Below are 24014 nucleotides of genomic sequence, written 5' to 3'. Positions count from 1 at the left end.
ACTCGATGGATACCACTAAAACTTGGGGGCCTGCTCCCAGGATAGACCTGCCGCATCTTTAGTATTGAGCGAAACTTCTACGCCCGCTGGAATGGACCATTGGATCGCGATGGTGGGGTCGCACCATGACAAACAGACTTCGCTCTTTGGATCGTAGTAATCGGTGGTTTTGTACAAAAACTCTGCAGTATCGGATAAGACCAAAAAGCCATGCGCAAAGCCGGGTGGAATCCACAGTTGGCGATGGTTTTGAGCGCTTAATATCTCCCCCACCCAGTGGCCAAAAGTCGATGAGTTTTTGCGTAAGTCCACAGCCACATCAAAGACCGAACCCGCTACCACTCGCACCAGTTTGCCTTGCGTGTGTTTGAGTTGGTAATGCATCCCTCGCAGTGTCCACTGCCGTGAGTACGAATGGTTATCTTGCACAAACTCCACAGTCAGCCCAGTCGCGTTGGCAAAATCCTTGGCATTAAAGGATTCAGTAAACCAACCGCGCTGATCCCCAAAGACCTTGGGCTCGACTATCAAGACCTCCGGGATCGCGGTGGGCTTGACTTGCAATTTCGGATTGGTATCGATAGTCATGATTTTGCTTTGGCAGACAAACTAATTGGCTGTGCGCTGGTATTTAACTCATGAAGTATTTTGGATAGATACTGACCATAACTGCTTTTACTGAGTTGATTAGCTACCCTCTCCACGGCCTCTTGGCTAATCCAACCGTGTCGGTAAGCGATCTCCTCGGGACAAGCGACCATCAAGCCCTGACGTTTTTGCAAAGTAGCAATAAACCCTGCGGCATCCAAAAGCGAATCATGTGTGCCCGTATCGAGCCAAGCATAGCCGCGCCCCATGATTTCAACACTCAAGGCATTGTGATTGAGATACGCACGATTGACATCCGTAATCTCAAGCTCGCCCCTAGCACTGGGTTTAATCGAAGCAGCAATATCGCATACCTGATGATCGTAAAAATAAAGGCCAGTTACCGCATAACTGCTGCGCGGCTTTGCAGGTTTTTCTTCAATTGAGATGGCTTTGTAATCTTTGTCAAACTCCACGACGCCATAGCGCTCAGGATCATTCACGTGATAGGCAAATACCGTGGCACCATCGGTTTGGGCACTCGCACGTTGAAGCTGGTCCACGAGCTCATGTCCATAAAAAATATTGTCGCCCAGCACCAAGGCACTCGGCTGATGACCGACAAAGGATTTACCCAAAATAAAGGCCTGGGCTAAACCATCGGGTGAAGGTTGGACGCAGTAAGTGATGTTCAACCCCCACTGTGAACCATCGCCTAATAGCTCGGTAAAGCGCGGCGTGTCGTGCGGAGTGGAAATCAACAAAATATCGCGAATACCAGCGAGCATCAGGGTTGTTAGCGGGTAATAAACCATCGGCTTGTCATAGACGGGCATGAGTTGCTTAGAGACTGCTTGCGTGACGGGATACAAACGTGTACCCGAGCCTCCCGCCAAGATAATGCCTTTGCGATTTTTTGAATTCATTGAATTTACAGTCATCGGGAAATGCCTTTAGGAAGCTCTAAATATTTTTATGAATCACTAAATCTTGAACATAGTCAGCGACTGGCTTTTGCCATGATTGTTGCCATTGTTGCCATTGCTGCCATTTTGTCACATCAGTGTCTTTAGAGATCTGATTCATTAGAGTATCTAATGCAGGTCGCGCCATGCGCGAGTTCATCGGTCGTGGTGCTGGTAAAGGGTGCTCTGAAGCAGGAATGGCAATGATGTGATCGGGACGCAGTTTTAGATCCGCACCCGCATCAATTGCAGCTTGAACTGCAAACGATGCCAATGCATGCCACGTGGTTTCTCCTTGGGGAATGGCGTGGTAAAGCCCCGAGGGAAAAGATCGCAGTTGATGGTTCTCATCAAGCACCATCGGTAGGCTAATACTCGCTAACCAAGGTGCGCTGGTAGGTACCCCATATTGATTGGCAATTACTTTGAGACTTTCGCGCTCTTTAGCGAGCCGTAAGATCGTACGAATAAAGTTACCCCCGTCGCCATAGACCCAGCTGGTTCGCAAAATCGCAAATTGTGCCTTTATATGAGGGTCTTGCTTAAAAGCATCTTCAATCCCCGCTTCGCCAGCCGCCTTACTTTTGCCGTAGATCCCCAAGGGATTGCGCACATCGCTCTCAAGGTAGGGAGTGGTTTTCATGCCATCAAAGACGTAATCGGTCGAGTAGTGCAACAAAGTTGCGCCCTCTTTCATAGCGTATTGCGCCATGATGGCTGGCGCATTGGCATTGACGGCATAGGCTAAATCGATTTCTTGTTCAGCTTGATCCACCGCTGTATACGCCGCGGCATTGATGATGAGGTTTGGTTTCGTTTCTCGTAAAAGATTGGTTATGGCATCGGCGTTGCTAAGGTCACATTGCGCGCGCCCCACGTAGTGAATGCGATGCAACTCGCCAAGTTTCTGATCTGTAAAGACGCATTGAAAGGCTTTACCTAATTGGCCATCTTTACCAAAAACCAGAATGTTCATCGAATGATGTGCCAATTGATCTTAGTTGTAGTGCTTTTGCACCCAATCGCGATAGGCGCCACTTACCACCCCCTCCACCCAGGATGGATTGTCGAGATACCACTGCACGGTTTTACGAATCCCCGTATCAAAGGTTTCAGCGGGTCGCCAACCAAGCTCGCGCTCAATTTTGCGGGCGTCAATCGCATAGCGCCGATCGTGGCCAGGGCGGTCTTTCACAAAGGTAATTTGCTTGGCATAAGACTGACCATCGGCCCTCGGTCTTAACTCATCCAAAATCTGACAGATGGTTTGCACGACACTGAGATTGGTTTTCTCATTCCAGCCGCCGATGTTGTAGGTTTCTCCAAGCGCACCGTGAGCGAGCACCGCACGAATTGCTGAGCAATGATCACCGACATAGAGCCAATCGCGCACTTGCTGACCATCGCCGTAAATCGGTAGGGGCTTGCCATTAATCGCATTGAGAATGACCAAGGGAATGAGTTTTTCGGGGAAATGGTAGGGTCCATAGTTATTCGAGCAATTGGTGGTGACCACGGGAAACCCATAGGTATGAAACCAGGCTCTTACCAAATGGTCAGATGCGGCTTTAGAGGCAGAATACGGGCTATTGGGCTCATAAGAATGGGTCTCCGTAAATGCCGGAGCGGTGGGTGCTAGTGAGCCATAGACCTCGTCGGTGGAGACATGATGAAAGCGAAACGTTCGTTTTGCATCGTCTGGTAAGCCACTCCAGTACTCGCGCGCGCACTCGAGGAGATTAAAGGTACCTACGATATTGGTCTCAATAAAATCGGCTGGCCCATGAATTGAGCGATCCACATGACTCTCGGCCGCAAAGTTCACAATCGCGCGCGGTTGATGCTCTTTTAATAGTTGCGCGACCAGAGCGCGATCGCCAATATCCCCCTGCACAAAAACATGACGCGAATCGTTTTTTAGCGAATCAAGTGTGGCTAAATTGCCGGCATACGTTAATTTATCCAGATTAATGATGCCTTCGGCATGGGGGTCTTTGAGCCAATCGAGTACAAAGTTGCCACCAATAAAGCCTGCGCCGCCAGTAACCAGAATCATCGCTTGTTTCTATTGTTCAAAAGTTGCAAACCTAGGGAGACTTCATGAGGTCTAGGTATTTGTTAAAGCGTTTTTTGCCAAAGAGCATCTGCCCCAAGCGCTGAACCAGTTTAAGCACCCCTTTGGGTGCTTGGGGTAGCGGCGGTTCGACGGCATCAGGGTATTGCGCGCAATTAATCAGCGCACAATTAATATAAATTTTATAGCCTTTTTGACGCAAGTCTTCATGAAAGGGGATGTGGTCCGCTACATCAAAGCCACCCTTACGATCAGTGCCCGCATAGCGCCCTGCGAGAAACGCCTCACGACGATAAATCGCTAAACCTCCAAACGCTGAATCAACTTCAATGAGTCCTGCGCGCGGATCCAGAGTCACTTGCCGCGCGGTCACCGCTAAATGTTCAGCCGGTCGATCGCCAATCACTGCTTCAAGCGCGGTTTTTTGCTGCCAGCAGTCGGTCGGGCACCAATCGCGATGGCGTAGTGCCCAAATGTCATAGTACGGTCCCAATTGATTGGCGGTAATCACATCCCAGTTTTCAGGCACGCTCCAGCACTGGGCAATTTTTTCCGGGGTGATGAGGTGATTCATGCCATCCATGTCGGCCATGGCAATGTAATCAATCTGCGCGCACTCTGGGTTTTGCGCTACCGCATCGATAATCGCATTACGACACAGGGCAATCCGATCAGTTCGTCTGGGATATTGCTTACTGAGCTGCCCCATGCTGACATAGGAAAACTGGGGCATGGTCTTGGACAATTGCTCTAATTGCTGAACGGTCGCATCACTCGAGTCACTTTCAATCACCAGGCACGCGCTCGTTTTAAAGTTCGCCAAACTCGCCATCAAGGTCTTGACTTCGCGCTCAATGGTGGCGGCGACATTGCGCACGGGGCCTGCCAATAAAATGGAAGACTCAGAGATAGGCCGGTGGTGAGAGTCTCGTGAGCGGTATAGTGTCATCAATAATGAAATTTGCGAATTATTATCAACCGGATCGGGTAAAAAACGCCTCGTTTGAGGTCATTGATCAACATCATACCTATAACCCGACCTATACCAATCGGCTTTTGCGCTCCGAGTTTTTGGCGCACGGCGTGGAACTCAATAACCCCGATGTGAACCTGGGGCGAGCCATTGCCTTTCACCTGCTGCACGATGGTCAAGTCACGCCTGATTTACCCAGCCCCAAATACCTGATTGCCACCGAAAATCCGATCATTTGCCCCTTCAATCGCGATCCTGCCTACTTGGCGCAATTTAATGCCTTCTTTACCTGGAATCGCGATCTTTTGCACCTACCCAATGCCGTGCCGCTTCTGATTCCCAATCAAATTCGCTATGAGGCAACTCCCCACTTTGACGAGCGCCCCATCTTTAGTTGCATCATTAATGCCAATAAAGCCTTTCCACCCGGCATCCCCGGAGACCTCTACCGCGAGCGTGTAGCGGTGATTCGTTGGTACGAAACGCATGCGCGGGCTGATTTTGCGCTCTATGGCTTAGGCTGGGGAAAGCCCAGCCCCGCCTTTGATCGCATGGGAAAAATCAAGCGGCGCGCGCAGCGCATCGCTTCCCAACTGGTTGGCTACAAACCTTTTCCCAGCTACGCCGGTGAAATCGAAGATAAATCGGTGGTCTATCGCAAAACCAAATTTGCCTATTGCTATGAGAATGTGGCAGATTTACCCGATTACATTACTGAAAAAATCTTTGATTGCTTTTTTGCGGGTTGCGTACCGGTGTACTGGGGGTCGCAGACGATTGGTGAGCGCATACCGAGTGAGTGCTTTATTGATCGCCGGCAGTTTGCAAGCACCGCCGATGTTCATCATTACTTAAAATCCATCGATGCCAAAACCTACGCGCGCTACCAAGCGCACATTGCCGACTTTTTAAAAAGCCCAGCCGCCATGGCCTTTGACACCACGCGCTACGTATCGATCATTCGCAGGCGCATTTTGAGTGATCTCGGACAATGAATCAGCGCTACTTCATTGACTACGACAATCCCGATGCAGGGATTGGTCACTCGCTCGGATTTATTAATCGCGGCATCAAAATTGCCACGCGCCATCAATTGCAATTTGCCTATGCCAAAGAGCAGCTTCGCAAATCATCGAATACGGATTGGCGCTGGCGTCTTCGGCAAGGGCTGCGCCAACTCCGAGGCGCCCGCGCCCATGAAACCCACAATCTTGGCGATGATCTCAATCGCATGCTGGGTCTCGCAAGCATTCTTCCGAGTCGCAGTGCGATTGAAGAGCGCATTCGCCAGGGTGAACTCAAGGTAATCGATCTTCCCCCGTTTGAAATGCACATTCCATCAAATGCGCAAATCGATGATGAAGTCTATCGCCCAGTCGATGAGTTTATTCAAGCTCACCCAGAACCCAATACCGTGTTTCGGGTGAGCAACAATCGCTTTGGCGATTACGAGTACGCGAGTACGCGGGGGTGGTTTCGTGAACTCTATGACAAGGCACGTCAAACCGATCCGATTACTCTTTCGTATCAACCTGAGCGCTTCAATATTGCTCTCCACATTCGCCGCGGTGATTTATTACCGGGTCGGCAGTTCTCTGATCTCGCCACGCGCATGCTGCCCGACTCCTGGTACCTCGCTATTTTGGATCTCATTGTGAGAACGACGCACCGCCCCCTTGCGATCCACATCTTTAGTGAAGGCAAACAAGGTGTTTACCAGTCGGAGAAGGGAGAACCCTTTTCTTGGACCCAATACTTTGCCCATAGCGATCACTCTGTGACCGAGCACATTGATACGCCCTTTTTAGAGACCTTTCACCATCTACTCTATGCCGATCTCTTCATTGGGTCCAAAAGCGGGATGTCGCACTTAGCTGGGATGCTGGGTAGTGCTGTCAAACTCGTACCAAAACTGTGGCACTCGTATCGCGGTGCGCAGCAACTCTTCGAAGTTCCCGATGCGATTGATAGAACGAGTGAAGAGGCGATTGCCAACTTCTTAGCGGTTTGCCCACCAGGCCGCGAACGCACGCTCTAAACGGGTCAAGGGCGTCCAAAGCCCTGAACGGCGATACTGAAAGCGCGCATAAATTTCACCGCAGGCCCGATACGACATCCCTGGAAAGCGCCCTTTTAAGGCGCAAAGCAAGGTGAGCGCTACCGGCCAACGCTCTCGCCAAGGTAGTGGTTCGGGACGCAGACTTAGATCGATTCCTAAGAGGGTCAAGTAGCGTTTTTGCACTTCAATTGTGGAGCGCTTAAATTTTTCCAGATGCACGGAGCTCGTTTGCGCAGGGTATTGCCGATAGGTCACCAGGCGCTCTCGCAAATTCAAAAAGCGAGCACCGGCAGCAGCCATTTGTACCCATAGGTAATAGTCTTCGGAGGTCAAAATCGTGGTGTCGTATTTGAAGCGTTTAAAGAGTTCGGCGCGCGCGGTCACCGCGGAGTTGCACAAGGTGCAGTAGATGGCCAGAAGCGCGCGCAAATCTGCGTCCGAAAATTTGTCTTTGGATTTTTTAACCTGTTGCGTCGCATCATCCAAGACCCACTGGGCACTACCGCACACATCGCACCCGTTGTTTTCTAACACACGCAGCTGCGCTTCAAGTCGCATGGGGTCCGCAATATCGTCTGCGTCCATGAGTGCGATGTATTTGCCCTTGGCTAAATCAATGAGGGCATTGCGGGCATAAACCACGCCCTGATTTTGGTCCGAGAGCACCTTGACGATGCGTGGATCGGTATAGCGATTAATGACCGATCGGGTTTGATCGGGGGAGCCGTCCTCAAAAATTAGGAGTTCCAGATGTGTATGGGTTTGCGCGAGGATGCTCTCAATCGCTTGACCAATGTATTTCTCACTCTTAAAGGCCGGCATGATGACGCTTACGAGCGGCGTGGTCATGGCAGCTTGCGCGCTCATTAGATGAAGCTTTGCAAATAGCGCCCCACGCGCTTGATTTTTTTCAAGGCGCGCGAGAAGATGGATTTGTTGCTCGGACCAAGATCGAGGCTCAAATCCCAACTCGATTGGTAGATGACACCCAGGTAGTTTTCCTTGAGCTTCGGGATAGACTCGCCCAAGCGGCGCAAGATAAAGTAATGCCAATCGTAGTAATACACCCGAAACAATTGCTCAATGGGGTGAAGAGGAATCGCCCGAAAGTTCAAAAGCGCCTCGAGGTAAATCAAGGTCTCGGGGTGCTCGCGCGTGCACAGATCCCACAAGGTTTGTCCTCGGGGTTCTAAATAATTGGTATCGAGCGATTGCCACACGGCAGCCGACCAAATAAAGGGTGGGCAGGGGCAATAGTAGTTGGGGCCCGTGCGTCCAAAAATAGCTTTGACGCGCTCGGCTTCGCTTTGCAAGTGTCGCGGCGCTTTGGCGTAGTTTCGGTTGGTTGCTAACTGGTGGTATTCCTTATTTTGGTACATCACCGTATAGGGATTGCCGTCGCTCGCGATAAAGTCGCTTTTTTGAAAGTCTTGAATAAAAATGCAATCCGAGTCCAAGCATACGTAATTCTTTGCCAGACCCAAACGCCAAAATTCGGATTTGATGACCTGCTGCGCAAGGCCTCCGGACTTGGTCTTATCAATATCCAATGGCGCTCGTGGGTTAGCGCGCACAATCGACTCGTCCGAGACCCACTGATAACCCTGAACACCAATTTGACGTTCGAGCTCAGCGCGCTCGCTCTCCGAGGTGGAAATGTAAAAATCGAGCTGGTCTTTGTTGTATTGCTCAATCGATGCCAATAAATTGCGCAGACGCAAAAAGTCCTTGGAGTAGGACTTGCAATACAAAACGATGTCTTTCAAAGGCGCGCCCGCTTAGTTGTAAAGATGACTCAAAATGGTGTGAACCGCTTGATCCACCCCAATTGGATTGTAAATCGGGGTAATGAGTTGCTGACTCTTCCAATCAAGCCAAATGCGCTCGAGCGTCATGGCAATGCCTACCGCATCGCCATCCGCGCTCAGATAGGATCCTCGCTCCGTGAGCATCTGATCGAGCTGCGGATTGCGGTGCGTGATACCCCAAATGGGGCGGCCCGCCCAGAGGTAGTCATAAAACTTCGATGGGATGTATTCCGCACACCACTCATCGTTCCCATGCAAGAGAAGAAGGATATCGGCCTCTTGCATCTTTTGCGCTACGCGTTCACGCCCCGATTGACCGGTTACCGGATCGCGCTCAAGACGACCGTGCGCCACCAAGAGATCGGCGTAATCGTATTGCTTGATTGCTTCGACGGTTAATGAATCCAAGGGTGCACCATAGGCATGCACTTTGATAAGCGCTCGGGCCTCTGGGTATTTAGCGACCAAGGTATGCACCGCCCGCAAAATCATGGAAAGCGAGCGATCATTGGCCAAAGAACCAAAGTGGCATAGATTCAAGTAGTTGCCATAGTGGTGAGGGGTGCGCTCTGCAGCAATCGGTGGATTGGCCCCTGGCATCACCACAAAACCACGGGCATTGCCTGGGGTATTTAAATTTGGATTACGAATCTTGGCGTAATGAAGCGCCCCATCGGTAAACCACCACACATCATCAGAATACTTGCACAACTGTTGCTCTAGGTAATGGCGAAAGCGCGCGTCGCGATTTCTGGGTTTTTCCATCCCAAGATCATTGGGACCTTTACGAATCACCAAGGGATCATGTACCTCGGAAATCAGTGGCAAGCCCGTAGCGCGTTTTAACCACACGCCTGCTAAGTGAGCTGACCATGCACTGCCAATCGAATAAATCACATCGACTTTGCCCGATTTGATGAGCCAGTAGCCACGCAAAAACGCCGGGATCGCCCAGGACCATTGACTCGAGTAACCCAAGAGGAGTTTTTCAATCGCAATGAAGGGGGCTAGGAGCACCGAAACCGTTCGAGTTGTCAGTTTATAAAACCACCCCCGTCCGTATTGATTGGCAATCCAATGGCGAAAGTCAAAGCGAAAGGCTGACGGGCCCCAGGCCAAGAACTGCTGATGAGGAAAGCGCGTATCGTGAATACCGGTAATGGCGCTCAGCACAATCGGCTGCACCCCGGCCTCTAAAAAATAAGGGATCTTATCGGTGATGGTCAGGCTCGCCGCCCGGCCGTCCATATTAAATGCATGGGTGAGCAGTAGCCAACGGCGTTGCGTGGGTGGAACGGATATTTTTTTCAATGAACTCTCTAAAAAGATCCCCTAATACCAATTGTTCTTGATGAAGTCCTAGCGAGGACTTTGAATACGAGCGAACGACTCGATTATAGTAGGCTTACTCGCTAGTCAATTCCTCAATCCACGAGATGCCCAATCTTCACCGACTCCTTGACTTTTTTCGTCGACCCGAACGGATTTCAGCGCCCTATGTTCTACATGATCATCGACTCTATACCAAAGCACCCATTGCCATCAAGCACGATCGGATTCGCTTTGTTCGCAAAGCATTTCGTAAAGGCCCCGAACTCCAGGTCGTTGACCTACAAGGCGAATCGTTTTATTTGCTATTGATTCACGTTGATAACATCGCGCACTTTTTTCATGACGTCTTCTTTCCGCTCTACTATGTCTGGCGCACGAACAAAAAACGAATTTGCGTCTCGATTGATGGTGATCGCTTTCAACAAGAGTTTCTTGAATCGGTGATTGGTAAAGACTATTTGGTTTTTCTCGATCGCTCTCGCGTTTACCAATTTTCCGATCTGATTCTCACTCCGGAAGGTCGAGATCTCAAAATCTATCCCGACTACCTCTCGATCTGCGAGGAGATTAAAGCGATTTGTTTTGCGCGCAATGGCATTACTGAACACCGCACTAAAAATCTGCTCTACGGTCGCAATGAACTGAGTCGCAAAAATTTACTCGATATTGATCCCAAGTTTTTAAACGATCACCACATTGAGCTTGTCTACTTATCAAAACTCAGCTTTAAAGACTATTTGCAAACCTTGGCTTCGGCTAAAACCTTTACTTACATGGTAGGTGCCGGAGTCTTTAATCTATTATTTCTTGATCGCGATGTTCGCGTGCTCGAAATTAATCCACATCGCAATAACTCCTGGGCACAGATGTTTGGGCTTAGTGCACTGGTGGATTTTCAAGTGATTATCGGTCAGCGCCTCAAACCATCCTCAGCTGCAACCCAAGATGAGGCAATTCTTGACAGTCACGTCTATTTTGATGAGAGCATCGCAGCCGCAATCGCAGCTTTAGTTGCCCGCCACGATTGACATCACCGCCATCCGGACAGCAATTCCAAAAGTGACTTGTTTGAGGATGACCGATTGAGCACCATCGGCCACCGCTGAATCAATTTCCACCCCGCGATTCATGGGGCCGGGATGCATCACAATCGCATCGGGTTTGGCGAGTGCTAAACGTGCAGGGGTGAGTCCAAACTGATTAAAAAATGCAGCGCCTTCAGGAACCTTACCCGCTTCCATGCGCTCTTTTTGAATGCGTAGCGTCATCACCACATCAACGCCGCGCAGACCCTCCTCCATGCTATGAAATACTTTCACGCCCAGCAAATCCAAATCATTGGGGAGCAAACTCTCAGGACCAATGGCGCGAATGTCAGTGCAACCCAAAGCAGTGAGCGCATGAATATTCGATTTCGCGACGCGGCTATGCACAATGTCCCCCACAATCGCTACCTTAAGTTTGGTGAAGTCCTTCTTAAAGTGGCGCATGGTGTACATATCGAGTAAGCCTTGCGTGGGATGCTGATGGCTCCCATCACCGGCGTTAATCACATGGACATAGGGTGGTACGTGATTCGCAATCTCAATCGGAGCGCGCGAGACACTGTGACGCACCACAAAAATATCGGCCTGCATCGCAATGAGATTATCGATGGTATCCATGAGACTCTCGCCCTTAGCGGTTGATGAGGTCGAGATATCCAGATTAATCACATCCGCCGAGAGGCGCTTGGCTGCAATCTCGAAGGTTGTGCGGGTACGCGTGGAGTTCTCAAAAAAGAGATTAAAGACGCTCTTGCCCCGCAGGAGCGGCACTTTTTTCACTTCACGGGCAGGGTCGGTCACGCTCACAAACTGCTGCGCAGTATCCAAAATGTGGACGATCTGCTCTTTGGGCATACCTTCGAGCGTGAGTAAATGGGTGAGCTCGCCTGCGGAATTTGTTTGCATGGTCATGCGCGCTCCTCGAGAACGAAGCGAAAGAGTTCGTGGTTGCCCTTGGTTACTTTTTCCAAAGCCAGGATTTGAGTGTCCGGTAGCTGGATATGCTCACCGACAAAATCAGCAGCGATCGGCAACTCCCGTCGACCCCGATCGGCAAGTACCATCAGCTCCACGGCAGCGGGCCTGCCAAAATCAAAGAGTTCATTGAGCGCCGCGCGCACGGTTCTTCCAGTAAAGAGCACATCATCGATGAGTACGATTTGAGCGCCAGTGACCTCAAAGGGGAGATGCGTTGCCATGGTGTCGGCCGATCGAATCGCTGCCAACCCTTTCTCCGCATAATCGTCGCGATGAAACGCCACATTAATCACGCCGTATTGTGCCAAGCTTAAATCGTTGGCGAGGCGCTTAGCAACCCAGGCACCGCCAATGGCAAGTCCGGCGATCTGAAGGGTTGGTTCACTTTGGAGCTTCTCCCGCAGATGATTTAGTAACTTTTGATAGAGAAGCTCAGCATCCATATTTTCGAATCGGTTGATTTGGACTGACTCACCTTAAGTTTTGAGCCAATTTTGTACTGCACCTGACCCAATCCCAATGCACCTTATTGTATTGCTTCAAAACAGAGGGCAGGATGAAACCGACCTAAATCCAAGAGCCTCCTCTGTCTTCTGGGTGTCGCGTATATCCCTCAAAGAATTCAAATACTTACAAATACCCCTAAAGATTGATTAACTTTAACTATCCATTAAGAAAATCACTAGTTTTTTCCTATTGGATCTATACAAAAATACGATGAAACGGTCATCAAAATTTCTGATAATTACTAAGTGGACTAGTGCCGGGAGAGCCTCTCCCGTCGCTGCCTCTAAATTTATAACCCATTCATTCTAAAGGAGATTTATATGGCTAAGTCGGTAAAAGGTACCAAGACTGAACAGTCGTTGAAAGAAGCATTTGCTGGTGAGTCCCAAGCCAACCGTCGTTATTTGTACTTCGCAAACCAAGCTGACATTGCTGGTGCAAACGACGTAGCAGCTGTTTTCCGCTCTACCGCCGAAGGCGAGACCGGTCACGCTCACGGTCATATGGAGTATTTGATCAATGGTGGCGCTGGCGAGCCAGGTACTGGCATGCCTGCTAAGACCGTTGCCGAAGCCCTCCAAGCAGCGATTGCTGGTGAGACCCATGAGTACACCGATATGTACCCAGGTATGGCTAAAACCGCTCGTGAAGAAGGTTTTGACGAGATTGCTGATTGGTTTGAGACTTTGGCTAAGGCTGAGCGCAGCCACGCTAACAAGTTCACCAAGACCTTAGAAGCACACTTGGCAAATTCCTAATTCGTCGTTTTTTTAGGAAAAGAAAATGGCGCTCAATTGAGCGCCATTTTTATTTGGTTAAACATCGCAAGGATGTTGAAAGGCTTGTTTCGAATTAACCTGCTTTCTTAGCCCATGCTGAGCACCAGCCGGCAGCGGCCACTTGCTTACCAGCAAAAAGGCTGCAACCACCAGCAGCAGCACCAGCTTTGGCTTGGTACAGGGCGCAGTTATCGCAACGCTGCGTATTGGCGTGCTTTGGATACTTCTTGGTATCGACCTTAGTGGTATCCGCTTTGTAACCCAAGGCTTGTGCTTGTGGATCGGTCTCAGCAACCATGGCTTGTGCTTGAGCCAAGTTATTGAGTGACAAAGTGGCTGCACCGGCAGCAGACATGATCAAAAATTGACGACGTGTGTTTTTCATGGATTCTCCGTGTTCAAAAAAACTGCAGATGCGATCTTAAAACACAAATCAACACTCGTTGTAGTGTTTTATAAGCTACTGATTTAATTGATTTTTTAACTGAGAATGATTCTCAAATCAATAAGATGGGGCTCTACTGCTTGCCTTGCTGCTTATCCATGAGCGCTAAGAACTCTCGGCGCAAATTCGCATCCTTTAGAAATGAACCGCGCATCACACTATTGACCATCTTGGAATTGAGATCCTTCACGCCGCGCCACTGCATGCAAAAGTGATCGGCTTCCATGACAAGTGCCAATCCAGTGGGCTTCATCTTCTCTTCGAGGATGTTGGCAAGTTCCACCACGGCCTCTTCCTGAATTTGTGGCCGACACATCACCCATTCGGTGATGCGAGCGTATTTAGACAAACCAATCAGCGCCGTTTGCTTATCGGGCAACACCCCAATCCACACGCGCCCCATAATCGGGCACAAATGGTGCGAGCACGCGCTCTTGACCGCAATGGGCCCGATGATCATGAGCTCATTTAGACGCGTAATGTTCGGAAACTTGGTGAGATTAGGTTGTGGGGTGTAGCGTCCGGTGAACACTTCGTTGACATACATCTTAGCCACCCGATAGGCGGTACCACGCGTGTTGTGATCACTCTCCGTATCAATCACCAAACTCTCAAGAACCCCTTGGAGCTTGCCAGCTACTTCATCAATCAAACCATCGATCTCACCGGGTTCAATGAACTGCGCAATATTGTCGTTTGCATGAAAACGGGCTCTCTTCGCTTGAATGCGTTTACGGATGACTTGCGAAAGTGGCGCGCCCTCTTCACTTTTGCGACTCTTACGAGTCACTGATGGAGTACTCGCTTTGGATGGGGTTTGTTTAATTGCGCGGGGCATAAAAGTCTCAGCGTCTTGGGTGCTGACCTAAATTTGGAAGAATAAAGCTACTGTACACGCAAATCCAATGAGCCACACGAAGGTGCGCAAGTTCGCCCAGTCCATCACATAGCATGCAATATAGGCCACGCGAGCTAAAAGGTAAGCAATTGCCAACACATCGATGCGTGCTTGGGGCGCTTGCAAGATCATCGCAATCGCAATCGCAACATAGAAAAAAGGTAAGGACTCAAAGGTATTGGCTTGCGCTGCATTCGCACGTGCACGCAATCCCGTTTGCTTGGCAAGCCACTCGCGCGGTTGGTTGTTGTCATAGGGATCGCTTGCAGAGTTCTCAGTGGGACCAAACTTCGCAATGCCCGCTGCAATGATCGGTAAAAACCCAGCGAGTATGACACAGATAATTGCAATGCTCATAGTGATGGCCTATTTTTTAGTGAGGCGCGTCTCCGTGCCATTGAGAAGATTGCGGATATTACTGCGATGGCGATAAATGAGAAGTGCACTCATCATCAAAATAGCTAATCCCATGGGCTGCACACCAAATAAAAAGGTGAAATAAATCGGTGCAAAGACTGCGGCGCACAGGGCAGCAAGTGATGAGTAGCGCATAAAGACTGCCACAATCAACCAAGTTCCTAAAGTGGCCAAGCCCAAAGCCCAATTGATGGCAAATAAGATCCCTGCGGCTGTGGCTACACCCTTGCCCCCTTTAAAGCGATGAAAGATCGGATAGAGGTGTCCGATAAAGACGGCAATCGCCACTAGTCCTAGGAGAATGTTGACGCTTTCCTGGCTGGCGTCGCCTAAGACTGCTCGCGCGAGAGTGACTGCCAACCACCCTTTGGCCGCGTCCCCAATCAAGGTGAGGGCAGCAGCGACTTTATTGCCAGTGCGCAAGACATTAGTAGCGCCTGGATTTTTAGAACCATGGGTATAGGGGTCCGGCAAACCCATCGCGCGACTGACAACCACCGCAAACGAGATCGACCCTAGCAAATACGCCACCGGGATCAACCAACAATACTTTATCAACTCGTCCATAAATCAATACTAGCGGATTTGATTAAGAACCACGCGGATGGTGGGTGGCGTGTAAGGATTTGAGACGCTCACGGGCCACATGGGTATAAATTTGGGTGGTGGAGATATCAGCGTGCCCCAGTAAGAGCTGCACCACACGCAAATCCGCACCATGATTTAGAAGATGCGTTGCAAAAGCATGGCGCAGGGTATGCGGTGAGAGAGCCACTTTGATACCCGCAAGACTCGCGTATCGTTTAATGATGAACCAGAAGGCTTGACGGGTTAATCCAGTGCCTGTACGGCGCCCCACAAAAACCTCTTGGCAATTTTTTCCTTCCAAAAGAATCGGTCGGGCCTCTTGTAGGTATTGACGTAACCACTGCCCAGCCTCTCCCCCAAAAGGCACAATGCGCTCCTTACCGCCCTTGCCGTTGACCACCCGCACCACCCCTTCATTGAGTCCTAACGATACAGTTTTGAGTGACACAATTTCTGAGACTCGTAAGCCGCTCGCGTACATCAGCTCGAGCATGGTGCGATCGCGCAATCCCAGCGGCTGCTCAATATTGGGGGCATTCAGTAACGCAATGACCTGATCTTCACTCAAGACCTTGGGGAAACGCTGTGCTTGCTTAGCTGCTCGTAATTTCGCACACGGATCTTCTTTGACATAGCCAAGACGCAGTGCATGGCGATAAAAGCGCTTAAAGACGGTTAGGCGCCGATTGGCTGTGGTGGCTTTATCGCCTCGCTTTACTGCCATGTAGGCCGTGAGATCTGCCTCCTGGACGTGATAAAGATCGCTGGCATTTTTTTGCTCACCCAACCAAGTGGCAAATAAAGTGAGATCTCGCCGATAGGCACTTAACGTATTTTTTGAAAGGCCGTCTTCGAGCCAACAGGCATCACAAAACTGATCAATCGCATTTTGAGATGCCAAAACCACAAATTAGTCGCGAAAATTGTTAAACGCCAGAGGGGCTTCGCTTGCTTCTTTTCGCAGCAACGCCATCGCAGTCTGCAAATCATCGCGCTTGGCACCAGTCACGCGCACCGCATCACCTTGAATACTCGCTTGCACTTTAATTTTGCTGTCTTTGATGATGCGCACGATCTTTTTAGCAAGCTCTTGCTCGATGCCTTTTAAAAGTTTCATAGTTTGCTTTCGCTTATCGCCTGACATCGTTTCGGTCTTATCGTCTTTTAAAAACCTTACGTCCACATTGCGTTTGGCCATTTTGCTAAAGAGTACATCGCGCACTTGCCCTAATTTAAAGTCATCATCAGCAAACAAAATGAGTTCGTTATCTTTTTGCTCGACGCGCGCGTCTGAACCTTTAAAGTCAAAGCGGTTTGTAATTTCTTTATTGGCTTGCTCGACAGCATTTTTGAGCTCCACGACATTGGGTTCGCACACAGTATCAAATGACGGCATTTACCTCTCCAAACGAATGTTGTAATCATGACGGTTTTGCTATTTTTAGACCAATTTCGTTCTTCATGCAAAACCCGAATAAGATTGTGGCATGAACTTTGATTACAAGCCACTCGCCAATTACTCCTTAGAGGATCGTAATACCTTAGGCTTTGAAGTGGTGGCCGAGTGGGTGTTACCCATTACCCAAGCTGAGCAAATCCCCGCTGCGATTCGCTGGGCCAAAAATGCCGGGTTATCCCATCGCGTTCTTGGAGGAGGTAGTAACGTTGTTTTACCCGACCAATTACAAGGAGTCACCCTCCTCATGGACATCGATTTCATCGAGATTCTAGAGAATCGTGATTCAAATACACGATTGCGGGTAGGAGCTGGGGTGAACTGGCATGACTTCGTTGGCTGGACCTTGGATCAAAACTATCGGGGCCTTGAAAACCTTGCTTTGATTCCAGGCACGGTTGGCGCAGCGCCCATCCAAAATATTGGCGCCTATGGGGTTGAGGTGAAAGAGTACATCGATGCGGTAGAAGCCTATGATTGCCAAACCAATCAGTGGGTCAGTCTATCCAAAGCGGATTGCCAATTTTCCTATCGGCACAGTGTGTTTAAAGATGAACGGAATCGCTTTGTGATCACAGCAGTCATTTTTAATCTACCCAAGGTATGGCAACCACGCCTGTCATACGCCGATCTCACCAACCATTTTGCTAATCGCTCAGTTGATGCGATCACTGCCCCTGAAATATTTGAAGCAGTGTGCGCAATCCGTACTCAAAAATTACCGGATCCCAAGGTGATTGGAAATGTCGGTAGTTTTTTTCAAAATCCTGTAATTTCCAATCAGCAATTGCAAATTTTAAAAGAACATTTTCCCCAGATGGTGAGTTATCCAGAATCGGCTACGCATAGCAAGCTTGCTGCTGGATGGCTCATCGACCAATGCGGCTTTAAAGGGATGCAACTGGGTAATGTGGGGGTTCACGACAAACAGGCCCTAGTTCTTACACATCGCGGTGGAGGTAATGCAGGGGAACTGCTTGGGCTTGCGGAGCAGATTCAGAAAAGGGTGAAAGAGACCTTTGGCGTTGAATTAGTTGTTGAACCGATTCTCTTTACTTAACAATTTGATAACAGCTCACGGAACAACCATACATTCCTCAAGTTAGTTTGCTACCGTGATGTAAGATTCGGTATGGATTTACTCAAATTAGATAAAAGATGGGATCAATTTCATCAAATATGCCCTATATCGGTAATTCGTAACTCTCAAGATCACGATCGAATGCTGCTCATTGTCGATCAAATTTCAGATGCTCTTTGCTCATCAAACAACGAGTCGCTCTTAAGCCTTTTTGATTTAGTTTGTGAGCTAATACACTCCTATGAGTTGGAGCACATTTGATTCACTAGCATAAATCCCAGCCAAATTTTGTTTTACAAGAATTGGGATAACCTAAGGATCGAATTAGCTACCATTCAATCTGCTGATAAGAGTTGGATATATTGGTGGTAGCTAAAACTTCGATTCTTCCTGTTTCCCGTTTGCTCAGAAATAATACCCAGGGCTTCTAAATTTTTGACAGCCAAGTTCGCGGTTGGGTAGGAAGTTGTTAGAGCCGCTCGCGCCCCCTCTACCGTAAAGCGAGGCATCATCGGTAGCATTTCAAATAAGCGCTGCGTGGCTGTTCCACCAACTGGGGATTCGAACACTTTTTTTCGATCATTTGCTACTAAAGCTCCAATTTGAACAATGTTTTTTTCAGCTTTAGTGGCGGCAACATCTACCGCCTCCAGGAAAAATTGAATCCACGATTCCCAATCGCCCTCAGCGCGTATTGCCGATAGAAGTCGGTAGTATTCCATTTGATGTTGCTTTAAATAACTACTCAAATACAAAAGTGGCTCCGGCAGCAATCCAAAATCCTCTAAAAGAGCAGATATGAGTAAGCGCCCAATACGGCCATTGCCATCTAAAAATGGATGAATGGTTTCAAATTGAGCGTGCACGAGCGCAATGACCACTAGAGGTGGTAGTCTTTGCTCGTTGACCTTATGAGAATTGAAATTCTGATCATGAATGAACTTTTCAAGCTCACTCATCAAGCTCCCCACATGATCAGCCGGAGGTGGAACAAAAACTGCATTCCCGGGTCGGGTTCCGCCTAACCAGTTTTGTGATTGTCGAAGTTGACCTGGTTGCTTTCCAGCCCCACGAATACCTTTTAGTAAAACCTTGTGGGCCTTGCAAAGCAGTCGAACGCTAATTGGCAAACCCTTGGGATCTTGCAAATTCTCACGCACCAACCGGTAGGCAGCAATATAGTTAACCACCTCCTCCACATCATCGGTATTGCTTACTTGTATACCAGCTTCGTTATCAAATAAGTCAGTAATGGTGGCTTGGGTCCCCTCAATTTGAGAAGTTAGCAATGCCTCCTTGCGGATGGCCCCATAGAGCAACCAATCGACCGAAGGCACCAATGCGGCCACTCCTGCAAGACGCGCTAGGGCCATCTCAGCTTTGTAATTAAGTTCCTGGAAACTCTCTAAGGCGATCTCTGGTCTTTGGGGCGGTAGTGGCTCTGGCACAAACGCTTTAACCACCTCCCCAAGTGTGGTGGATTGAATGTACTTCCCAGTACTTCGTTGGGTTTTAAGGGTTGCTTTAATCGTCATGCCTTATTTTAAAGAAAACTTTAAAATGAAGCAATCATATTAAAGTTTTCTTTAAAATAAGATCGCTGGTCGATGTTAACAAATATTTAAACTATTGATTTATATGAATTATTAGCATCATAATCATCTTGACCACGAAGCCACCAGCCAGCACTTAAACCAAAATACTGGCAAAGCTTTAGGTCCTCCCCCTCTGTAATGGGGCCCTTACCCGCAATAATGTCACTTATTCTTTGAGGCGACATCCCAACATCCTCAGCAAGACGATAAGCTGTGAGCCCCAATGGCTTTAAAAATTCCTCTTTCAACATTTCGCCTGGTGTAACTGGTGTAATTATTCTTTTCATTTTTTAAATCACTACTTAGTTGCTTTATCGAATCTAGCAAGAACCTCACCTGTGGCGAGTTTAACGATGTAATCCTCATCCTCCCGAATATCACTGGGTTGCCGTGCTGCCTTTTGATTCTGATCCAAAATGACGGCATACCCTCGCTCAAGCGTGCGCTGCGGATTGAGGGTTTCGAGTTGAGATAGCCAATGTGCTTGATTGCGTTTCAGGCTCTCTAGATACACGCGTATACCTTGTGACAGACGTTGCTGCCATTGCTCAATTTGCTCGCGCATGCGCTCTGGGTTTGGCAAAGCGTGCTTGAGTCTTAGGCTGATTTGATCAAGCGTTTGGGCTTCACGCTCGAGACGCTGCTCCAGACGCTGAGTGATCGTGTCTTGATAGCCCTTCAGTTCTTGTAAGAGTTGCTCTCGTTTGGGGGTGGCTAATTCAGCAGCACCGGTTGGTGTCGGGGCTCGTAGGTCTGCCACGAAATCGGCAATCGTGAAATCCGTTTCATGGCCCACTCCGCTGATGATTGGTATATCGGAGTTGGCAATGGTATGCGCTAGCTGCTCGTCATTAAACGCCCATAAATCCTCAATGCTGCCCCCGCCCCGCACTAGAAGAATTATCTCTGCCACGCCATCATCATTAGCCTTTTGAATGGCATTGATGATGCCGGCAGGGGCATCCGCGCCCTGAACCAACGTTGGATAAATGTAGATGGGAATGTGCGGCGCACGACGCGCCAAGGTGGTGAGTACATCCTTCAGAGCCGCGGCTTGTGTTGAAGTCACAATTGCAATTGCCCTGGGATGAGATGGAATTGCGCGTTTACGCTCTTCGTCAAATAAACCTGCCTTCGCTAACTTATCTTTGAGTTTCAGGAATGCTTCGTATAGACCTCCAAGGCCTGCTTTGCGTAAAGCATGAATCGTTAACTGCACATCACCGCGGGGTACATACATGCTGACCGATGCACTCACCTCGACCTGATCCCCAGATTGGGGCATAAATCCAACTTGTAGATTTTTTCCCCGAAACATTACACAGCGAATCTGACCCTCTTCATCCTTGAGAGAGAAATACCAATGCCCGCTGTCATAGGCTTTGAAGTTCGATACCTCCCCGCTAACCATGACAAACTCAAATTGTTCGGTCAACGACTCAGCAATGGCGCGGTTTAGATCGCCAACGCTCAGGATCAGGCTTGATTTTTCCGTCATTTATTTGTCACTTTCCAGTAACTATATGGGCTTGCGGGTCGCGACATATCCACAAGCCTTGGCTGGCCGAAATAGTAAGAAAGTTAGTGAATACTCGCTCTTTATCAATGTCGCTTTCATCCAACAAAAAATTTGCAAGTAATTGATTTAAATGCATATTTTTATCATTTGAATGGACTGATCTTTAGGCATAAATCAAGGACTTACACCACCCATCAAGGACTTAGGGTGGACTTTGCTCAAAGTTTTGCACAGAGTTATCCACAAGCCGGTATAAACGCCCGTGGCTCGATGAAACTGGTTTACTTGTTGGGATAGGGTCAGCCGCTTTTTTGGGCTTTTCTGAATTTGCATGAAAATACCGTTCATGTATTCCATCTTAATCGCTGCTGGCTGGCCAATCTGGCCACTTCTTGCTATATCCATTCTCGGCCTTGCCATTTTGCTTGAACGCTGCTGGTATTTGCGCAAAACCCACATCGTTCGCAAACAGTCGATTGAAGAGGCCTTTGCTGCCACACCGACTCTGGCCAATGATCCCAACTTCATTAATCACCTCACGAGTTCCTCCCCGATTGGCGGACTATTGGCTGGTGTCTTACGTGAGCATGCCCTGGGGCACTCGGCCGAGGTTGCCATCGAAGAGCTACAAATCCTCGCCCAAAATCTTTGGACCAAATTAGATCGCTATCTCGGTGCGCTCGCAACAATCGCCACTATTGCCCCCCTTCTAGGTCTCTTTGGCACTGTGGTTGGCATGATTGAGATCTTTGGTAGCCAAGGTGGCACGATTGGTAGTGCAGTGAATGCCGCAAGCGTTGGAGCGACCAATCCGCAGCAATTAGCACACGGCATCTCAATTGCGCTCTACAACACCGCGTTTGGTCTTTTAATTGCAATCCCAGCATTGGCTGGATGGCGGATCTTACGCGCAGTGGCTGATCAACGCCAACGTGAGTGCGAGGAATGCACTCGGCAGTTATTTAAGAAGTTGTATCCCGATACTTAACCTGGGGCAAGTGTTGCACTCACCAAAAATTGATCAGGTTTAGGTTTGCTAGGTTTTGGAAAAGGCAACCCACGTTCGCTATAAAAGACAAGGCAGTATTGAGAGCATCTTTTGCATGAATGAGCGCTTCATAGCGATTCTTACCAAAAGTAATGGCCTCAGGGATGTCATCAAACGTAACAAGTATTTTGTCATCGTCGTTAATCAAATTTGCAGGGTAGAGCATGATTTCGGAGAAAGTTGAATGTCTCATTATCAAGGATCGAATTAAAAGAACATAATTTTTATCACCTGAATAAGGTTATTATTTTTACAAATGAGCCCCTTTAAATATCAATCGCACAAAGCAAGATCTTTCTTCATTGGTAATACCTATGCCAATCGTTTTGCGCGCACTGAACCCGAAATCAATCTAATCGCATTTATTGATGTCCTCTTGGTCATTCTGATCTTTTTGATGATCTCCACCACGTTTACCAAATTTCAAGAAATTGCGATTACCTTGCCAACAGCTTCGGGTGTCGAGACGGTCGATTCAGCGCGTGAGATCAATATTGCGGTGAGTAGCGATGGCCGCTTTGCTCTCAACGGCAAGGTTATGAATCGCGCTCAATTAGGTAGCGCTCTCAAGCAAATGAACACCGCTCCTGAGCAAAACCTACGTATTAGCATTGATGCCGATGCTCGCGCACCACACCAAGCCGTCATGACCGTATTGGAACTGGCGCGTGATGCGGGCCTACCTAATATCGCCTTTAGTAGTCAAGCGAAGAAATAATGCTCTTCAAAACTGCGCCGCGCTTTTGGGAAAAATCTTCTTTTTCTCAATCGCCCATTCGAGCGCTGGTCGATCGCTTCATCAGTATTGTTTTACTGCCCTTGGCATGGCTCTATGGCCTCGTGGTTTGGATCAAGCAGTTGATCGTGGACTCTGGGCTATTGCACACCCTTAGGATCTATCGGGCTGCACCAGTTCCCATCATCATCGTGGGCAACATTCGGGTGGGGGGCACGGGAAAAACGCCGCTCGTGATTGCGCTTGCCAATGCACTAGTTGAGCGGGGTTTTAAGCCTGGCGTAATTAGCCGTGGCTATCAACCCCATACTCGCTCATCACTCTCGCAACCCACACGTGTTGATCGTGCCAGCAAGCCCAATCAAGTTGGTGATGAACCCGTATTGATGGCGCAACGCATTCATGACTGCGTGCCCATTTGGGTCTATCGCAAACGCAAAGCCTGTATTGATGCGCTTTTACAGTCCGATCCCGAGGTCAATGTGATCATTAGTGACGATGGTTTGCAGCATGCGGCCTTAGTACGCTGGCCTGCGCGCGAAGGCGGACGCGATTTGGAATTAGTCGTTGAGGACGAGCGTGGGAATGGCAATGCCAGACTCTTGCCCGCTGGGCCATTACGCGAGAGTGCTAAGCGTGAGCGCGATGCAACCATCACTATTAGCGAATCCCCTCCCCCGAACGACCCGTTTCCCAGCTCTCGCGAACTGCACCTGAGTCCGATGATCGATAGTGCCTATCCACTCCATCGGCCCAATGAGCCTATTAGCTTTACCCAAATGCTCAGTCGCTTGGTTGGATTAAAAGTAGGCGCACTTGCAGCCATTGGCAATCCAAAGAAGTTTTTTGATGCACTCACTAAACTGGGGGTGCATATTGATCAAACTCTAGCCTTACCCGATCATGCACCGGTTCACCACAATGATCTCAAAGCACTTCCTGTAGATCTCATCCTAATCACCGAAAAAGATGCAGTTAAATGCGCTGGGATCGAAGACTCTCGCGTCTGGGTTGTTCCCATGCGCCTAGAGATCCCACGCGTGTTTAGTGATTGGGTGCAAGAGGTGATTACGCGGCCCGATCCCTATCTCAAATAACCCCACGTCTTGGACTATGATGAGT

General features: G+C 49.0%; 28 protein-coding genes. 8 read left to right on the top strand and 20 right to left on the bottom strand.

Features of this window, described 5'->3' with window-relative positions; all coding sequences use genetic code 11:
• Positions 1-15: 15 nt before the first annotated feature.
• From rfbC to QUE61_RS01505, 5 genes are read right to left on the bottom strand one after another with little or no spacing between them, the layout of a single operon-like run.
• Positions 16-588: a dTDP-4-dehydrorhamnose 3,5-epimerase gene (gene rfbC / locus QUE61_RS01525; RefSeq protein WP_286307202.1), complete on the bottom strand. Its 573-nt coding sequence runs from the start codon at positions 586-588 to the stop codon at positions 16-18.
• A complete protein-coding gene (gene rfbA / locus QUE61_RS01520; protein WP_286307201.1) occupies positions 585-1514 on the bottom strand; it encodes a glucose-1-phosphate thymidylyltransferase RfbA in 930 nt (309 codons plus the stop codon). The genes rfbC and rfbA overlap by 4 nt, the downstream gene beginning before the upstream one ends.
• A gap of 37 nt (positions 1515-1551) precedes the next feature.
• Entirely contained in the window at positions 1552-2529 is a 978-nt protein-coding gene (gene rfbD / locus QUE61_RS01515; RefSeq protein ID WP_286307200.1) for a dTDP-4-dehydrorhamnose reductase, read from the bottom strand.
• A 21-nt stretch (positions 2530-2550) separates the two neighbouring features.
• Complete coding sequence (gene rfbB / locus QUE61_RS01510) at positions 2551-3609, bottom strand: dTDP-glucose 4,6-dehydratase (RefSeq protein ID WP_286307199.1); 1059 nt, start codon at positions 3607-3609, stop codon at positions 2551-2553.
• Between the two features lie 31 nt (positions 3610-3640).
• Positions 3641-4579: a glycosyltransferase family protein gene (locus tag QUE61_RS01505; RefSeq protein WP_286307198.1), complete on the bottom strand. Its 939-nt coding sequence runs from the start codon at positions 4577-4579 to the stop codon at positions 3641-3643.
• A 2-nt stretch (positions 4580-4581) separates the two neighbouring features.
• On the opposite strand from QUE61_RS01505, the gene QUE61_RS01500 reads away from it, so the two are divergent.
• Positions 4582-5595 (top strand): glycosyltransferase family 10 domain-containing protein, encoded by a 1014-nt coding sequence (locus QUE61_RS01500; RefSeq protein WP_286307197.1) that lies wholly within the window; start codon positions 4582-4584, stop codon positions 5593-5595.
• Positions 5592-6638: a hypothetical protein gene (locus tag QUE61_RS01495; protein ID WP_286307196.1), complete on the top strand. Its 1047-nt coding sequence runs from the start codon at positions 5592-5594 to the stop codon at positions 6636-6638. The genes QUE61_RS01500 and QUE61_RS01495 overlap by 4 nt, the downstream gene beginning before the upstream one ends.
• Here QUE61_RS01495 and QUE61_RS01490 read toward each other — a convergent pair.
• From QUE61_RS01490 to QUE61_RS01480, 3 genes are read right to left on the bottom strand one after another with little or no spacing between them, the layout of a single operon-like run.
• Entirely contained in the window at positions 6600-7526 is a 927-nt protein-coding gene (locus tag QUE61_RS01490) for a glycosyltransferase family 2 protein (RefSeq protein WP_286307195.1), read from the bottom strand. The two genes, QUE61_RS01495 and QUE61_RS01490, sit on opposite strands and share 39 nt — an antisense overlap.
• Positions 7526-8425 carry a DUF6492 family protein gene (locus tag QUE61_RS01485; protein ID WP_286307194.1) on the bottom strand — a complete coding sequence of 300 codons (900 nt, stop codon included), beginning with the start codon at positions 8423-8425 and terminating at the stop codon, positions 7526-7528. The genes QUE61_RS01490 and QUE61_RS01485 overlap by 1 nt, the downstream gene beginning before the upstream one ends.
• Positions 8426-8437: 12 nt before the next feature.
• The gene (locus QUE61_RS01480; RefSeq protein WP_286307193.1) at positions 8438-9778 is read right to left on the bottom strand and encodes a glycosyltransferase family protein; all 1341 of its coding nucleotides are present in this window, start codon (positions 9776-9778) and stop codon (positions 8438-8440) included.
• A 125-nt stretch (positions 9779-9903) separates the two neighbouring features.
• Between QUE61_RS01480 and QUE61_RS01475 the strand changes: the two genes are divergently transcribed.
• Positions 9904-10827, top strand: a complete 924-nt coding sequence (locus QUE61_RS01475; RefSeq protein ID WP_286307192.1) for a glycosyltransferase family 61 protein — start codon at positions 9904-9906, stop codon at positions 10825-10827.
• Here QUE61_RS01475 and QUE61_RS01470 read toward each other — a convergent pair.
• Together QUE61_RS01470 and pyrR are read right to left on the bottom strand one after the other, a co-directional pair.
• Positions 10807-11757 (bottom strand): aspartate carbamoyltransferase catalytic subunit, encoded by a 951-nt coding sequence (locus tag QUE61_RS01470; protein WP_286225598.1) that lies wholly within the window; start codon positions 11755-11757, stop codon positions 10807-10809. The genes QUE61_RS01475 and QUE61_RS01470 overlap by 21 nt on opposite strands.
• The gene (pyrR, locus tag QUE61_RS01465; RefSeq protein WP_286307190.1) at positions 11754-12266 is read right to left on the bottom strand and encodes a bifunctional pyr operon transcriptional regulator/uracil phosphoribosyltransferase PyrR; all 513 of its coding nucleotides are present in this window, start codon (positions 12264-12266) and stop codon (positions 11754-11756) included. The genes QUE61_RS01470 and pyrR overlap by 4 nt, the downstream gene beginning before the upstream one ends.
• Positions 12267-12650: 384 nt before the next feature.
• On the opposite strand from pyrR, the gene QUE61_RS01460 reads away from it, so the two are divergent.
• Complete coding sequence (locus QUE61_RS01460) at positions 12651-13088, top strand: rubrerythrin family protein (protein ID WP_108507821.1); 438 nt, start codon at positions 12651-12653, stop codon at positions 13086-13088.
• Positions 13089-13182: 94 nt separating this feature from the next.
• Here QUE61_RS01460 and QUE61_RS01455 read toward each other — a convergent pair whose 3' ends face one another.
• The 6 genes from QUE61_RS01455 to QUE61_RS01430 form a co-directional block, all read right to left on the bottom strand.
• Positions 13183-13494, bottom strand: coding sequence for a high-potential iron-sulfur protein (locus tag QUE61_RS01455; RefSeq protein ID WP_286261811.1), 312 nt, complete (start codon positions 13492-13494; stop codon positions 13183-13185).
• Positions 13495-13627: 133 nt separating this feature from the next.
• Positions 13628-14392, bottom strand: a complete 765-nt coding sequence (gene folE, locus QUE61_RS01450) for a GTP cyclohydrolase I (RefSeq protein WP_286307189.1) — start codon at positions 14390-14392, stop codon at positions 13628-13630.
• 27 nt (positions 14393-14419) lie between these two features.
• The gene (locus tag QUE61_RS01445) at positions 14420-14809 is read right to left on the bottom strand and encodes an MAPEG family protein (protein WP_286307188.1); all 390 of its coding nucleotides are present in this window, start codon (positions 14807-14809) and stop codon (positions 14420-14422) included.
• Between the two features lie 9 nt (positions 14810-14818).
• Positions 14819-15436, bottom strand: coding sequence for a glycerol-3-phosphate 1-O-acyltransferase PlsY (gene plsY, locus QUE61_RS01440; RefSeq protein WP_286307187.1), 618 nt, complete (start codon positions 15434-15436; stop codon positions 14819-14821).
• Positions 15437-15458: 22 nt separating this feature from the next.
• Complete coding sequence (gene xerD, locus QUE61_RS01435) at positions 15459-16364, bottom strand: site-specific tyrosine recombinase XerD (RefSeq protein WP_286307186.1); 906 nt, start codon at positions 16362-16364, stop codon at positions 15459-15461.
• Between the two features lie 3 nt (positions 16365-16367).
• Positions 16368-16853: a YajQ family cyclic di-GMP-binding protein gene (locus QUE61_RS01430; RefSeq protein WP_215371326.1), complete on the bottom strand. Its 486-nt coding sequence runs from the start codon at positions 16851-16853 to the stop codon at positions 16368-16370.
• Between the two features lie 91 nt (positions 16854-16944).
• Here QUE61_RS01430 and murB point away from each other — a divergent pair, with 91 nt between their 5' ends.
• Complete coding sequence (murB, locus tag QUE61_RS01425) at positions 16945-17973, top strand: UDP-N-acetylmuramate dehydrogenase (protein WP_286307185.1); 1029 nt, start codon at positions 16945-16947, stop codon at positions 17971-17973.
• A 356-nt stretch (positions 17974-18329) separates the two neighbouring features.
• Here the strand turns inward: murB and QUE61_RS01420 are convergent, their stop codons facing one another.
• From QUE61_RS01420 to xseA, 3 genes are all read right to left on the bottom strand, one after another.
• Positions 18330-19529, bottom strand: coding sequence for a Fic family protein (locus QUE61_RS01420; protein WP_286307184.1), 1200 nt, complete (start codon positions 19527-19529; stop codon positions 18330-18332).
• A gap of 86 nt (positions 19530-19615) precedes the next feature.
• A complete protein-coding gene (locus QUE61_RS01415; protein WP_286307183.1) occupies positions 19616-19876 on the bottom strand; it encodes a HigA family addiction module antitoxin in 261 nt (86 codons plus the stop codon).
• Between the two features lie 11 nt (positions 19877-19887).
• Entirely contained in the window at positions 19888-21087 is a 1200-nt protein-coding gene (gene xseA, locus QUE61_RS01410) for an exodeoxyribonuclease VII large subunit (protein ID WP_286307182.1), read from the bottom strand.
• Between the two features lie 352 nt (positions 21088-21439).
• Here xseA and QUE61_RS01405 point away from each other — a divergent pair, with 352 nt between their 5' ends.
• On the top strand, positions 21440-22096 hold the full coding sequence (locus QUE61_RS01405) for a MotA/TolQ/ExbB proton channel family protein (RefSeq protein ID WP_286307179.1): 657 nt from the start codon (positions 21440-21442) through the stop codon (positions 22094-22096).
• Between the two features lie 19 nt (positions 22097-22115).
• Here QUE61_RS01405 and QUE61_RS01400 read toward each other — a convergent pair whose 3' ends face one another.
• Positions 22116-22349, bottom strand: coding sequence for a type II toxin-antitoxin system HicB family antitoxin (locus QUE61_RS01400; RefSeq protein ID WP_286307178.1), 234 nt, complete (start codon positions 22347-22349; stop codon positions 22116-22118).
• Positions 22350-22412: 63 nt separating this feature from the next.
• Between QUE61_RS01400 and QUE61_RS01395 the strand changes: the two genes are divergently transcribed.
• Positions 22413-22874 (top strand): ExbD/TolR family protein, encoded by a 462-nt coding sequence (locus tag QUE61_RS01395; RefSeq protein ID WP_286307177.1) that lies wholly within the window; start codon positions 22413-22415, stop codon positions 22872-22874.
• Positions 22874-23989, top strand: coding sequence for a tetraacyldisaccharide 4'-kinase (gene lpxK / locus QUE61_RS01390; protein ID WP_286307176.1), 1116 nt, complete (start codon positions 22874-22876; stop codon positions 23987-23989). The genes QUE61_RS01395 and lpxK overlap by 1 nt, the downstream gene beginning before the upstream one ends.
• Positions 23990-24014 lie beyond the last annotated feature (25 nt).

Origin of the sequence: Polynucleobacter sp. HIN5 (genome assembly GCF_030297555.1) — a bacterium.
In the GTDB taxonomy this organism is placed as follows: domain Bacteria; phylum Pseudomonadota; class Gammaproteobacteria; order Burkholderiales; family Burkholderiaceae; genus Polynucleobacter.
The sequence above is the reverse complement of the archived record's forward strand: the minus strand, read 5'-3'. Positions and strand labels throughout refer to the sequence as shown.

Coding starts and splice junctions, on each gene's coding strand:
- rfbC (WP_286307202.1), bottom strand. CDS start 588: ATGACTATCGATACCAATCCGAAATTGCAAGTCAAGCCCACCGCGATC.
- rfbA (WP_286307201.1), bottom strand. CDS start 1,514: ATGAATTCAAAAAATCGCAAAGGCATTATCTTGGCGGGAGGCTCGGGT.
- rfbD (WP_286307200.1), bottom strand. CDS start 2,529: ATGAACATTCTGGTTTTTGGTAAAGATGGCCAATTAGGTAAAGCCTTT.
- rfbB (WP_286307199.1), bottom strand. CDS start 3,609: ATGATTCTGGTTACTGGCGGCGCAGGCTTTATTGGTGGCAACTTTGTA.
- QUE61_RS01500 (WP_286307197.1), top strand. CDS start 4,582: ATGAAATTTGCGAATTATTATCAACCGGATCGGGTAAAAAACGCCTCG.
- QUE61_RS01495 (WP_286307196.1), top strand. CDS start 5,592: ATGAATCAGCGCTACTTCATTGACTACGACAATCCCGATGCAGGGATT.
- QUE61_RS01490 (WP_286307195.1), bottom strand. CDS start 7,526: ATGAGCGCGCAAGCTGCCATGACCACGCCGCTCGTAAGCGTCATCATG.
- QUE61_RS01475 (WP_286307192.1), top strand. CDS start 9,904: ATGCCCAATCTTCACCGACTCCTTGACTTTTTTCGTCGACCCGAACGG.
- QUE61_RS01470 (WP_286225598.1), bottom strand. CDS start 11,757: ATGACCATGCAAACAAATTCCGCAGGCGAGCTCACCCATTTACTCACG.
- pyrR (WP_286307190.1), bottom strand. CDS start 12,266: ATGGATGCTGAGCTTCTCTATCAAAAGTTACTAAATCATCTGCGGGAG.
- QUE61_RS01460 (WP_108507821.1), top strand. CDS start 12,651: ATGGCTAAGTCGGTAAAAGGTACCAAGACTGAACAGTCGTTGAAAGAA.
- QUE61_RS01455 (WP_286261811.1), bottom strand. CDS start 13,494: ATGAAAAACACACGTCGTCAATTTTTGATCATGTCTGCTGCCGGTGCA.
- folE (WP_286307189.1), bottom strand. CDS start 14,392: ATGCCCCGCGCAATTAAACAAACCCCATCCAAAGCGAGTACTCCATCA.
- QUE61_RS01445 (WP_286307188.1), bottom strand. CDS start 14,809: ATGAGCATTGCAATTATCTGTGTCATACTCGCTGGGTTTTTACCGATC.
- plsY (WP_286307187.1), bottom strand. CDS start 15,436: ATGGACGAGTTGATAAAGTATTGTTGGTTGATCCCGGTGGCGTATTTG.
- QUE61_RS01430 (WP_215371326.1), bottom strand. CDS start 16,853: ATGCCGTCATTTGATACTGTGTGCGAACCCAATGTCGTGGAGCTCAAA.
- murB (WP_286307185.1), top strand. CDS start 16,945: ATGAACTTTGATTACAAGCCACTCGCCAATTACTCCTTAGAGGATCGT.
- QUE61_RS01420 (WP_286307184.1), bottom strand. CDS start 19,529: ATGACGATTAAAGCAACCCTTAAAACCCAACGAAGTACTGGGAAGTAC.
- QUE61_RS01415 (WP_286307183.1), bottom strand. CDS start 19,876: ATGAAAAGAATAATTACACCAGTTACACCAGGCGAAATGTTGAAAGAG.
- xseA (WP_286307182.1), bottom strand. CDS start 21,087: ATGACGGAAAAATCAAGCCTGATCCTGAGCGTTGGCGATCTAAACCGC.
- QUE61_RS01405 (WP_286307179.1), top strand. CDS start 21,440: ATGAAAATACCGTTCATGTATTCCATCTTAATCGCTGCTGGCTGGCCA.
- QUE61_RS01400 (WP_286307178.1), bottom strand. CDS start 22,349: ATGAGACATTCAACTTTCTCCGAAATCATGCTCTACCCTGCAAATTTG.
- QUE61_RS01395 (WP_286307177.1), top strand. CDS start 22,413: ATGAGCCCCTTTAAATATCAATCGCACAAAGCAAGATCTTTCTTCATT.
- lpxK (WP_286307176.1), top strand. CDS start 22,874: ATGCTCTTCAAAACTGCGCCGCGCTTTTGGGAAAAATCTTCTTTTTCT.